Annotated in this window: 12 protein-coding genes; 5 read left to right on the top strand and 7 right to left on the bottom strand. The window is 42.8% G+C overall.

From position 1 onward, the window contains the following. Positions 1 to 2 precede the first annotated feature (2 nt). Together IEY09_RS06370 and IEY09_RS06365 are read left to right on the top strand one after the other, a co-directional pair. On the top strand, positions 3 to 413 hold the full coding sequence (locus IEY09_RS06370) for a hypothetical protein (protein WP_188870330.1): 411 nt from the start codon (positions 3 to 5) through the stop codon (positions 411 to 413). Positions 414 to 1290: 877 nt separating this feature from the next. Beyond that, on the top strand, positions 1291 to 2052 hold the full coding sequence (locus tag IEY09_RS06365; protein ID WP_188870328.1) for a tRNA-uridine aminocarboxypropyltransferase: 762 nt from the start codon (positions 1291 to 1293) through the stop codon (positions 2050 to 2052). Between the two features lie 63 nt (positions 2053 to 2115). Here IEY09_RS06365 and IEY09_RS06360 read toward each other — a convergent pair whose 3' ends face one another. Both IEY09_RS06360 and IEY09_RS06355 read right to left on the bottom strand, forming a co-directional pair. Then, positions 2116 to 4173: a PhoX family protein gene (locus IEY09_RS06360; protein WP_188870326.1), complete on the bottom strand. Its 2058-nt coding sequence runs from the start codon at positions 4171 to 4173 to the stop codon at positions 2116 to 2118. Positions 4174 to 4349: 176 nt separating this feature from the next. Next, positions 4350 to 5453, bottom strand: a complete 1104-nt coding sequence (locus IEY09_RS06355) for a tyrosine-type recombinase/integrase (RefSeq protein ID WP_055647363.1) — start codon at positions 5451 to 5453, stop codon at positions 4350 to 4352. A 593-nt stretch (positions 5454 to 6046) separates the two neighbouring features. Between IEY09_RS06355 and IEY09_RS06350 the strand changes: the two genes are divergently transcribed. The 3 genes from IEY09_RS06350 to IEY09_RS06340 all read left to right on the top strand — a co-directional run bounded on the left by IEY09_RS06350 (position 6047) and on the right by IEY09_RS06340 (position 9069). Beyond that, positions 6047 to 6547 (top strand): hypothetical protein, encoded by a 501-nt coding sequence (locus tag IEY09_RS06350; protein ID WP_037418942.1) that lies wholly within the window; start codon positions 6047 to 6049, stop codon positions 6545 to 6547. Positions 6548 to 6705: 158 nt separating this feature from the next. Beyond that, complete coding sequence (locus IEY09_RS06345; RefSeq protein WP_037418945.1) at positions 6706 to 7026, top strand: hypothetical protein; 321 nt, start codon at positions 6706 to 6708, stop codon at positions 7024 to 7026. Between the two features lie 75 nt (positions 7027 to 7101). Beyond that, on the top strand, positions 7102 to 9069 hold the full coding sequence (locus IEY09_RS06340) for a RecQ family ATP-dependent DNA helicase (RefSeq protein ID WP_188870324.1): 1968 nt from the start codon (positions 7102 to 7104) through the stop codon (positions 9067 to 9069). 42 nt (positions 9070 to 9111) lie between these two features. Here IEY09_RS06340 and IEY09_RS06335 read toward each other — a convergent pair whose 3' ends face one another. Genes IEY09_RS06335 through IEY09_RS06315 form a run of 5 tightly spaced genes read right to left on the bottom strand, consistent with a single transcriptional unit; the run spans position 9112 to position 11204 of the window. After that, positions 9112 to 9450 (bottom strand): TusE/DsrC/DsvC family sulfur relay protein, encoded by a 339-nt coding sequence (locus tag IEY09_RS06335; RefSeq protein ID WP_037418950.1) that lies wholly within the window; start codon positions 9448 to 9450, stop codon positions 9112 to 9114. After that, the gene (tusB, locus tag IEY09_RS06330) at positions 9444 to 9725 is read right to left on the bottom strand and encodes a sulfurtransferase complex subunit TusB (protein WP_188870322.1); all 282 of its coding nucleotides are present in this window, start codon (positions 9723 to 9725) and stop codon (positions 9444 to 9446) included. Before tusB ends, IEY09_RS06335 begins: the two co-directional genes overlap by 7 nt. Continuing rightward, positions 9725 to 10081: a sulfurtransferase complex subunit TusC gene (gene tusC, locus IEY09_RS06325; RefSeq protein ID WP_011622737.1), complete on the bottom strand. Its 357-nt coding sequence runs from the start codon at positions 10079 to 10081 to the stop codon at positions 9725 to 9727. Before tusC ends, tusB begins: the two co-directional genes overlap by 1 nt. 14 nt (positions 10082 to 10095) lie before the next feature. Beyond that, positions 10096 to 10485 carry a sulfurtransferase complex subunit TusD gene (gene tusD, locus IEY09_RS06320; protein WP_047540451.1) on the bottom strand — a complete coding sequence of 130 codons (390 nt, stop codon included), beginning with the start codon at positions 10483 to 10485 and terminating at the stop codon, positions 10096 to 10098. A gap of 59 nt (positions 10486 to 10544) precedes the next feature. Further along, positions 10545 to 11204, bottom strand: a complete 660-nt coding sequence (locus IEY09_RS06315) for a Bax inhibitor-1/YccA family protein (protein ID WP_037418955.1) — start codon at positions 11202 to 11204, stop codon at positions 10545 to 10547. Between the last annotated feature and the right edge of the window lie 18 nt (positions 11205 to 11222).

Below are 11222 nucleotides of genomic sequence, written 5' to 3'. Positions count from 1 at the left end.
AAATGAAAAATCTAATATATATTACAATGTTGTTACTTATTTTTAGTTCAAACAGCTATGCAAGCATTTGTTCATCAGACGAGCCGACTACCTGTATAGTCTCAATAATACATTTAATAGCCAAGCCTGATGATTTTAACAAAAAAATAATAGTTGTTAGCGGTGTATATGATGAATTTGAAGATACATATCGACTCTACCTAGATCATGAGAAATATGAACGCCGAATGTCAGTTTATGCGGTTGAGCTTGAACTATCAGAAACTCAAAAGAAATCACTACGGGATCTCAAAGGTGAATACGTTCAAGTTAAAGGGTTGTATGATTCTGATTTAACAGGGGTAATTGGGATTTCTGCAGGTACGGTTACGAAAGTCACTAAATGGTTGCATGATGAACGTTTACAAAAATAAAAACATTTATCGATAAAAAAAAGATAGGACCAAAAAAGATAGTGGAGAGATAGAACTGGCATAACTCTTTTTATCAATCAGTCCCATGTCCTTGGGGCTTTTTTCTTGCCTGCAATTGGGCAATTCTACCAGCAGCCTGGGCAGTCGTGACCAGTAGAAGGGTTCAGTCTCTAACAGCCGAGAGCGCGATTGGGTGCAGCACCACCAAATTGGCGGCACTGGCGCAATTGATCGCTTCCGCTGTTCACAAGTGATCGCTTCCGCTGTTCACAAGTGATCGCTTCTGCTGTTTTGTGCTGCTCAGTCGGCTATGAGTTTTGACCAAATGAGTTTTTGGAGATCATTCGCTTAAGTTCATGCAACGAAAATGGATGGCTTGTTTATCGGGCTTAATACTAACGCTCAATAATCGCCTTACAAATATTAATCCGAAACCAATGAATTAGGGTAAAAACTCTAGCAAGGTTTTGTCCCAAAGCGTGTTTCGTATTTATTTAAAACTTACAGATTACGCTAATGCTAAAAAGGCTAGCTATGGTGATTAGCGAGACGGCCGTCCGCCCCATGGACGGGGCGGTCGAGCATCCACGGATGGACTTGCTGCGTGTCGGTGAGTGAACACCATGGCAAGCCTATGTTAGTGGATATCAGCCAACGAATCTAATCAGGTTGATAAGTTTGATAATGCTATGACTCACCTTTAGTGCATTAAATCTAACGCGCTTTAATGTCCTAAAGCGAGTTGCCTGAGTATGAGACTTTATTACTCTTCCACAATTGCACCTTTATCGGCCAAAGGATACACTGCGCCTCCGCGGCATAATGGCACACCTTGTGTACTGCCTTTTAAAACGAGTTTGATTGAGAATTGGTTGCTATGGCTCTTGCCCCACACGCTGTACATCGCTTATATGAATATCGCAAATCCATTTCAACTAAGCCTTTTGGCGCTCGCGGCAAAAAACTCATCCGTTGTCCTTTGTGTTTATTAGGTGCGCAATTTTGTACTTGTTCGCTGCGCAGGCAGTTAACCACTCAGGCTAGCTTTCTGCTGATCATGTATAACGACGAGGTCATCAAGCCAACCAATAGTGGCCGCTTAATTGCGGATCTGATCCCGGATACCTATGCGTTTCTGTGGTCGCGCACCGAGCCAGCAGCTGAGATGCTAGCACTGTTAAGCAATGAGCATTATCAGCCGTTTTTAGTGTTTCCCGCCCAATATGCTAACCCAGGCCAAACCGTATTAAGCCAAGTACCCATGGCTACGCTGGCGAACGGTAAACGCCCTTTATTGATTATGCTCGATGGCAGTTGGCGAGAAGCCATTAAAATGTTTCGTAAAAGCGCTTATCTGCAAGATTTACCTATCTTGTCTTTTGATCCTAATACGTTAGCGACTTACGCACTACGTAAGGGCAGTCACGATTTTCAATTGGGGACGGCAGAAGTTGCTTCACTGGCATTGGCTGCGATGGGTGAAGAGGCAAATGGTAAAGCATTAACCGCTTGGTTCGATCTTTTTGTCGAGTCATCTTTACTTGGGCGCAATCGTCGCTGCCGTGAAGATATTCTACCGATCAGCGAGTTTACCGATGCCTTTGAAGTGGCGTATCGCGCTGCGACGTTGGAGTTGTAATTTACAGAAAATCCCCTCGAGTGAGGGGATTGATGTGCTTTATCTGATGCTTTAGTCGATAAATTAAACGGCGACTTCTTTGCCATCGAGTTTACGGATCACCACAGTGGCCGCGCGAGGGCGAAGCACGACACCTGTTGGCGTGACTTCAGCAGCGTTGTTTGAATAAGGCCAGTTTCCCGGATGCTGGATGTTGGCAAATACCGAGGTATAATCAGGGCTTATAGCAAAACCTGTGACTTCACAATCGTTGGGACCTACAAAAAAGCGTTTTAACTCCATTTGGTTATTGCTCGTTAAACTCGCTTGCTTATTGGCACTATCAAGCAGCGTCGAAGGGACAATCGCCAGCATTTGATCGTTAGTCTCTTCTGCGACTTCTTTAGCACCATTATCAGTTTGTACCCATAAAATACCGCGTTTATCAAAGGCTAGGCCGTCTGGGCTGGCAAATTGGTTTAGATCCGTTAAGCCAGATAAATTAGTCTCGGCATTACCATCACTTGGTGAGCCAAAGACAAAAATATCCCAGGTAAATTCAGTCTCTTTCTCAGCTTCATCCCAACGAATAATATGTCCAAAGTTATTTTTCAATCTTGGATTTGCGGGGTTGGCTTCGGTACGTTTCGAGTTATTTGTTAGTGTTAAATAGGCTGAACCTGTGAAAGGATCGACTGCGCACCACTCTGGACGATCCATCGGCGTTGCGCCCAGTAAGTCTGCTGCTCCAGCGGTATTGAGAATAATCTCAGCCAGACTTGCAAAGGTGTCACCTAAGGTTTTGCCATCAGTCGTTTGGCTAGCTAAGGTCAACGGTAGCCACACACCAACGCCATTTTCACTAAACTTAGCCGCATATAATGTGCCTTCATTCATATATTTATCGCCAACTTCAAGGCGATTGCTGCTGTTGGCATCTTGTGGGTCCCAAGGTGCTGCCGACACGAATTTATAGAGGTACTCAAAACGCGCATCATGACCAGAATAAAATACCACGGGTTTACCTTCGCTCAACTTACCAAAAGTACAACCTTCGTGACGAAAACGCCCTAAGGCAGTGCGCTTAATTGCGCGGGATGTGGGATTGTATGGATCTATTTCGACGATATAGCCATGGCCATTGGCTTCATTGCGATAATCGTCCTGCGCGCTCGTTCCCTTTGGGGTCACATCAAAGCGGCTAAATTCATCAAGGCGTTCTTCATCTTGGCCGGCAAGATCATCCCAGCCATAACGACTGGAGGTTTTACTGATCCCAATGCGAATTTGATCTGGAGTGAGAGAGCCACGGTTAACAAAATATTCAGGCCAATTTTCCTCACATGTGAGGTAAGTTCCCCAAGGGGTATAACCATTACCACAGTTATTTAAAGTACCACGAGCTTGGCTACCATCGGGGGAGTATCGGGTTTCAAGCAGTGAAGAATAAGCTAGAGGGCCGGCGATATCCATTACTGTCGCGCCGGTAAAACGGCGATTATGACGATCGTTATAAATTACTTCCCATTGATTATTCGTCAATTTGATTCTAACCACTGACACTCCATGGGCATTAATTTCCTTGCGAACTTCATCGACAATGGTTCGTAATCCCGTTGTTGCATCGACCGTTGGACCATTGGGATGTAGGGCTATTTCATCAATATATTCATGGTTAATACACAATAAACCATCATCACCAGCGTCATTCAATGGGAAAAAATGCATTCCGTCATGGTGCATACCGACAGCATTGGCTTGGTCATCTGCGGTATTACTGCCATCCGCTTTCCAAGGTGCAGCTTTAGAATTTAATGGTGTCCCCCAAGGTGCAAGGACTTGGGCGGTATACCCCTCAGGTACGACTACAGCATCTAAACGTGCGCCTTTGACTGAGGTAAAGTTAAGCTTAGCGCTACTTTTGCTAGGTGGTAATGGTGGCACGGGATCAACTGGGGTGGGGGAGGAGGAATTGTCAGAACCACATCCCACTAAACCCATGCCAGTAAAAGCGGTCATTGCCCCAAGACCTAATCCACTTTTGACAAAATTACGACGAGATAAATGTTTATCCAACACTTGGTTAAAAGGTTCGTTATTACTTTTATTATAGCGTGTAGGATCAAAGGTAGCCTTGCTCATATTTTACTCCAGCTAGTACGGATAATTAATTTCGTGACTTAGCCTAAAGTACTTATATGACACCAAAACGGCATTTATATTACAGGAATACTGCAATGACTAACCATAAACATTTGCAAGACTTAACTTAAAAATATTTCAAATACAGTATTGTGAATTATGGACTAATAAAATGGTTAATCTTCTTTCGGTTTTAGATAATGGCGCAATGAACGCGGATCCGTATGACCAGTTCGTGCCATGATATATAGTGTATCCTTATTGTTTTCATGTAGTTGTGTTACGCATCCGCTGCGTAAACTATGTGCGCCGTAGTATTGAGCGGGTAATCCTGCTTTTACGCAATATTGTTTGATAATTCGATAAATATCGTCTCCATTTAAGAATCCACTATTTCGGTTAAATGTGGTATTGGACTTGTTATTATCTTTCACTTGATAAGGTCTTAAGGTTTTTCCATCACGAGAGATAGAGCGAAATAAATGCCCATCACTAATCTGACTTTCATGTAACCATGCTTTTACTGCATGATAAGCGGCGAAAGGTTCAGAATCAGGTAAATTTTTCCATTCTCTTAATCCTTGCTGATTACTTTTAGAAAATGGCAGGCGTACTTTTAATTTATCCCGCATAAAACTTAAATATTGCACCTTCAAATTCGCCAACTCAGAACGGCGAAATCCTCCTTGTAAACCGAGTTGAATAATAGCCTTATCCCTTGAACGCAGCAGAGGATGAGGTTGTTGCTCAACCGCTTGGAGCAGTAACTCTACTTCATCGTACATTATCGGTTGTTGATCATAATCTTGCACTCGGCGATTGTGATTACGACTCAAACCGCGCATGACTCTGAGCACCAGCGGGTGCTCAGTGGGTGACGGAAAACCCGCTTGTATGTGATAGTAACGAATCGCGGCTAACCGAGTGGTTAAGGTTTGCTTAGAAAGCTGCATCCCAGTGTCGGCCATTAGCAATTCTTTTTGATGACCAATAAAAGAAATAACGCTTCTTGGATCAGTCGGTAATGATTGTAATCTGTGTTCTAAGCAATATTGTGCAAATAGACTGAAGCTCGTTTGGTATACACGGCGAGTATTGCTGGATATTTCAAATTCTGTTTCGGCTGCTGCATTATAAAAGTCATTATGCACAGATTGGGGAAGTGCACTTTCTTCAAAAAATGCATTATCAGCTTGTGTAAGTTTCTTTGTTAAATGAGTGTTTACCCCTACGGGTTGCTGATTAACATCTATTGGATAAAATCGATTCGTTTTTGACATTAGAGCGATTTTCACTGCCGATAAAACTGGCGCAATTATACGTAAATCTTTGCTATTACTACCAGTGATAATCGTCATTATCACTGGTAGTCGAGTTATATGAGGTTAAAATGCACAAATAGGTTATAAATAAAACAGTTTAGAGAGGGCTAGGGCAAAATAGAGTGAAATTTATTTTTATATGAAAATTCAACCATCATTTACCGTGATTCACATTATTGCTTAAATATTATTCCATAAATGGCGTTGAACTTACTGTTGGCGATAAAACACTCTATTTGATATTAAATGCTTGCCATAAAGTAGTGAGGATTAATTAAAATATTTAAATATGGTTACACCATTTTATTGATGATTAATGTTGACTAAATTTAAGACAGAATGATTGCTGGGGCTGAGCTGGTTAAAATTTAGTCTTTTAAAAACATAATATTAGCCATGATTACCAAGATGAACCTCCGCCTTAACCGTACAGCTTTTAAGCGAGAAGAAGGTTATAGCAAAAACGATCGATAAAATGGTGTAACCATTCTTTTATTTTATGGTGTTTATCGTTATCATGGGCTTATCCGTTAACAACACGTTTTGCATAAATGACGACAGCCTATTTTTGGGAATATCATCAAGAAGCACCAACCTCGGGGCGAAAATTACGGTTATTGGATAAAGCAGAATTAGTATTTGCCTTACCGTTAATTTATCGTATGGTTCATCCAGATGTGGTCGGGGAAAAGGCAGGATGGTTTAACTTATTGATGCATTCACCTGCAAGTTATACTGAGTTAATCGCTAACATAAATATACTGGTTCAATTACGTAAGAAAAATCAAACGGTAGATGTTCAATTACAGCAAGTGAATCGAATGCTGAATCAATATTTTAGTGATTTAGGATGGCGCATGGTTCGCAAAGAACTTTCCCAGATAAAAAAGCGTCAGAAAAAGTCCCACATCGAAGTTAGCAAGGATATTATCTTACGCTTAAAGCGTTATATGGAACTTGAGCGTTTAGATAGTTTTGATCAAGCACTCGATACGTTATTATCAGAACATGCCGCTACTGTTTCTGCCGCAAATGAAGAAGAAACCTTTTAAATAATGTTCATATCAACCAACGGCTATGTTTACCATCTTCAATACGTGACTTTTTGGTTTAGTGACGTAAACTAAACTTAAGTTAGCGATGACGCTGGCGTTAATCGTACAACGTTGGACAATGCTTCTAGCAGAAGTGTGTGACATAAGGAAATAATATGCCCAAAAAGCTATCAGTACTTTGCCGAGTTGAACCTGGTTGTCTCGGGCCAGATGGCCGCGAACATATTGAAGCTTTTTGTACCTTAGCACAGCAGGCCATGAAGCATTTTGCTGTTGATTTAGTGACGTGGACCTTAGTGCCTCGTTACGATAAAACCATGCCAGAAATGGAATACACGGTTGATCATAAAAATTTATCACGTTCTCAAGTTTCCCAATACTTCAATACATTAGGTCAAGATCTCGATACATTTGAAGAGGTCTTTAACGATAAGCTCACCGCATTTATCAATTTATATTTAGCCAGAAAGTCATAGCGACAAGGTCTAATCGTTCTCAGCATTTCTTCAGTCGCAGACCCTGTCTATATGATAGGGTACAAGGATTTTTCAATGTCTTATTCAGCACCTCAACCCGATGATGTATCAACCTTGATACCACTATTACAGCAACAATTTGGCTTTGCAGGATTTAGACAGGGTCAAGGTGAGGTTATCTCTCAGCTATTAGCTGGCCAGTCGAGCCTGGCGATTTTTCCTACTGGCTCAGGAAAATCGCTCTGCTATCAATTTACCGCGCTACAACTTCCCCATTTAACCTTAGTGGTTTCGCCATTGTTGGCTTTGATTAAAGATCAATTAAGTTTTTTACAACAGAAAGGCATTAAAGCGGCGAGTATTGATTCGACCTTAACACCAGAAATGACTCAACAGGTGATGCGTGAGGCTCGCTCAGGCGAGTTAAAATTGCTAATGGTTTCGGTGGAGCGATTTAAAAATGAGCGATTTAGGCAATTTATTCAATCAATTCCGATCTCTATGCTAGTTGTTGATGAAGCACACTGTATCTCAGAATGGGGACATAATTTTCGCCCCGATTATTTAAAACTCCCCGATTATCGGCGCGAATTAGCGATTCCATTGGTGCTGTTACTCACGGCCACTGCAACACGTAAAGTAAAGCTTGATATGGCGGCGCGTTTTGATATTAAGCCACAACACATTGTTCAAACAGGCTTTTATCGTGCTAACCTCGACTTGACAGTACTACCTGTAGCAAGTCAACACAAGTTGGCCGCACTACAACAGCAGTTACAACATGTTATCGGTGCAGGAATTGTCTATGTGACTTTACAGCATACGGCTGAGGAGGTGGCCGCTGAACTTTGCCGTATGGGATTTGAAGCAAGCGCCTATCATGCTGGGTTTGAGGATGAGAAACGCCAGCAAATTCAGCAGGACTTTATGCAGGGCAATATCAACATCGTTGTTGCGACCATCGCCTTTGGAATGGGGATTGATAAAAGCAATATTCGTTTTGTGATCCACTATGACTTACCAAAATCTATTGAAAATTACTGCCAAGAAATTGGCCGCGCAGGGCGTGATGGACAACTTTCCCATTGCGTCACTTTAGCCAATTTGGATGGGATCAACACTGTCGAAAACTTTGTTTATGGCGATACGCCTGAACTGGCAAGTATTAAGGCTGTAATTAATCACATTCGCGAAGAAACCCACAATGGACGTTGGGAACTGCAACTTCATCAACTGTCAACTGTGAGTAATATTAGACAACTCCCTCTGAAAACGTTACTCGTGCAGCTTGAAATGCAAGGCATCATCAAACCACTTTATGCCTATTACGCCGATATTCGTTACCGTTTTATTGTGCCGCAAGAGCAATTTTTGCATCAGTTTTCACCCGAACGGCAGGCATTTTTAACCGATATTTTCGCCCACACCCAAATGAAGCGCATTTGGGGCAGTTTGGATTTTTCTTCACTGTATCAGGCTACGGGGGCTGAACGGACTAGAGTAATGGCTGCGTTAGAATATCTTGCGAGTCAGCAACTCATTGAATTAGAAGCAAAGCAAGTCACCGATGTCTATCAAGTCGATGAACAAGGCTTAGTACTGGAAAACCGAGCAGAGCAGCTCTATCAATACTTTGCTGATAAAGAAGTAAAAGAAATTGCTCGCATTGCACAGTTAGTACGATTTTTTGAGCTAACGACTTGCTTAAATTACAATTTAGCTCGCTATTTTGACGATAATGCAGCACCCAAATCCTGTGGTCATTGCAGTGTTTGTCGTGGCCGAGTGGCTAAATTGACCTATTCTGAAGAGCCAATATGGCCTGATGATACGCAAATTTGTGCCGATTTAAACGAGTTAAAACTCGCAGCAGAAGCCAAAGGCTTAGCACCTTTGTCCTTAGATACCCAATGCCAGTTTTTAGCAGGCCTGACTCAACCTATCTTGACTCGTTTGCAAGCTCGCAAACTCCAAGGCTTCGGACGTTTGGAAAAATGTAGATACGCCGATATCAAGCAAAAGCTACAAAAAGCGGGTACTTAAGGGGTAATGATTGAAGGCATATATGCTATATGCCTTTCGTCATCAGATGCATTTAGCAGGTTTAGGCAATCCTGCGATTTTTGTCGCCTGTTTAGCTGGGCCAACGGGAAACAGCGTATAGAGGTATTTGGAATTGCCTTTATCTGGGCCCAAGGTTTGGCCAATCGCTTTAACTAACACCCTAATCGCAGGGCTGGTTTTATATTCCAGATAAAAATCCCGAACAAAATTGACCACTTCCCAGTGAGCACTGGTCAGTTCAATTTGTTCTTCATGAGCGAGCAGCGGCGCCATATCCGGGTGCCAGTCGGCGATATTCTTCAAATAGCCTTGATGGTCGCGTTCAATTTCGACGCCGTTAAAAATAAGCGGATTTACCACGTGATCACCTTATAGTGCTGTAGAGCTTGAGTGACAAACTCGTTGTAATCAATTTGACTAATGTTATTAAGACGTTCCGTTAAGCCGCGGGCGATAACATCGTCTTTCAGCACCATTACCTTAAAGGGTGATAGCGCCATGGCCCATTGGCGCAGTAATAATGCATTTACGCCATCACTCGAGAGTAAAATCGCATCCTCTTTGCAAGCATAACGCAGGCAAAGTTTGAGGGCATTGTCTCGGCTGGGCGAGGTTTGAATATGATGTAAAATCATTAGAATACTAAGACCTCATCGACAGCTTTTAAGTGAGCTGAAATCGCTTCATCGTTTAAGATTGTCACCGGAATCGACAGCAAACCATGGCTTAAGCCGTAGTCACCTAAAGATTGTTTGCAGGCGAACACCGATTCGATGTCGTACAGCGGGAGCGCTTTTAACGCCGCGAGGTAATCTTTACCACCGATAAGTTCGGGTTGTTGGTCTTTAAGCAGATGAAGCACGCCTTCATCGACAAACACTAAACTCACTTCTTGCTCAAAACTGGCACTTAACAGGGCAAAGTCTAAGGCTTCGCGGCCTTTAGTAGTGCCATGGGGCGCGCTTCGGAACAATATACAGATTTTTTTCATAACATTTCCGAAGCTTAAAAGCAGATCAAACGATCGGCTGATTCAATTCCCGTGACCAGTTCACCCAGTCCACCCATAATAAAAGAACGTTCCACATTCCAGTGGCTTAGCCCGTTTTCCTGCGCCTCTTGCTGCGAGACTATGCCGCGCCGTAATGCCGCTGAGACACAGTTCACTAACGAGACTTGATGCTCGGCCGCCAGTTGTTTCCAGCCTTTAACCACATCATATTCATCGGATGCGGGTAAGTTAAAGTCCGTGGAGTTATACACGCCATCCTGATAGAAAAACACGCAGACAATCTCATGTCCGCTTTGCAGGGAGGCTTGGGTGAAACGTAGGGCATTCACACTTGCCGACGTGCCATAGGCTGGCCCGTTTACTTGGATAATAAATTTGCTCATCATAAAAAAAATGGCCCTAAAAGTAGGGCCATTTTAGCGTAAGTTTCCCGAAAAGGGGATTAATCATCGTTACCAATGCCAAGCAAATGCAAAATGGCAATGAATAGGTTTAAAAAGTCCAGATACAAGGAGATAGTGGCGCGGATATAGTTAGTCTCGCCACCATTCACGATACGGCTAGTATCGAACAGGATAAAGCCGGTCATTAACAGCGCAAGACCCGCGTTAATTGCCATAAAGGCCACGCTGTTACCCACGAAAATGTTAATCAGCGCAGCAGCGATCACCACAATCAATCCTGCGAACAAGAACCCACGTAGGAAAGAGAAATCTTTCTTAGTCGTTACCGCATAGGCAGAGAGCGCAATAAAGATAACTGACGTTAAACCAAGAGCTTGCATGATAAGCTCAGAGCCATTCGTCATACCAGCATAGTGGTTAAGCATGTAACCTAATGAGGCGCCTTCCATACCAGTAAAGGCAAAAACCCAGAAGATGCCTGCCGCTGAATCGGCTTTTCGTAAGGTTACAAATAGCAGTACTAAACCGCCGATAGATAAACCGAGTGACATCAGTGGGCTGATGTTGAGCGCCATCGCTAAGCCTGCACACAATGCAGAAAAGGCGAGGGTCATGGCCAGTAACAGATAAGTGTTTTTAAGAAGTTTATTCACTTCTAAGGTGGATGCACTCGTTGAGTACAGGGTTTGCTGAGTCATATCTTTCTCCATTAGCTT

The organism is Shewanella xiamenensis, from assembly GCF_014647135.1.
Classification (GTDB): domain Bacteria; phylum Pseudomonadota; class Gammaproteobacteria; order Enterobacterales; family Shewanellaceae; genus Shewanella; species Shewanella xiamenensis.
This window is presented reverse-complemented; position numbering and strand designations above follow the sequence as displayed.

Bases quoted from the DNA above. Each gene is read 5' to 3' on its own strand.
- IEY09_RS06340 (WP_188870324.1), top strand. From the start codon at position 7,102: ATGTCTTATTCAGCACCTCAACCCGATGATGTATCAACCTTGATACCA.
- tusD (WP_047540451.1), bottom strand. From the start codon at position 10,485: ATGAGCAAATTTATTATCCAAGTAAACGGGCCAGCCTATGGCACGTCG.
- IEY09_RS06345 (WP_037418945.1), top strand. From the start codon at position 6,706: ATGCCCAAAAAGCTATCAGTACTTTGCCGAGTTGAACCTGGTTGTCTC.
- IEY09_RS06365 (WP_188870328.1), top strand. From the start codon at position 1,291: ATGGCTCTTGCCCCACACGCTGTACATCGCTTATATGAATATCGCAAA.
- IEY09_RS06315 (WP_037418955.1), bottom strand. From the start codon at position 11,204: ATGACTCAGCAAACCCTGTACTCAACGAGTGCATCCACCTTAGAAGTG.
- tusC (WP_011622737.1), bottom strand. From the start codon at position 10,081: ATGAAAAAAATCTGTATATTGTTCCGAAGCGCGCCCCATGGCACTACT.
- IEY09_RS06355 (WP_055647363.1), bottom strand. From the start codon at position 5,453: ATGTCAAAAACGAATCGATTTTATCCAATAGATGTTAATCAGCAACCC.
- IEY09_RS06370 (WP_188870330.1), top strand. From the start codon at position 3: ATGAAAAATCTAATATATATTACAATGTTGTTACTTATTTTTAGTTCA.
- IEY09_RS06350 (WP_037418942.1), top strand. From the start codon at position 6,047: ATGACGACAGCCTATTTTTGGGAATATCATCAAGAAGCACCAACCTCG.
- IEY09_RS06360 (WP_188870326.1), bottom strand. From the start codon at position 4,173: ATGAGCAAGGCTACCTTTGATCCTACACGCTATAATAAAAGTAATAAC.
- tusB (WP_188870322.1), bottom strand. From the start codon at position 9,725: ATGATTTTACATCATATTCAAACCTCGCCCAGCCGAGACAATGCCCTC.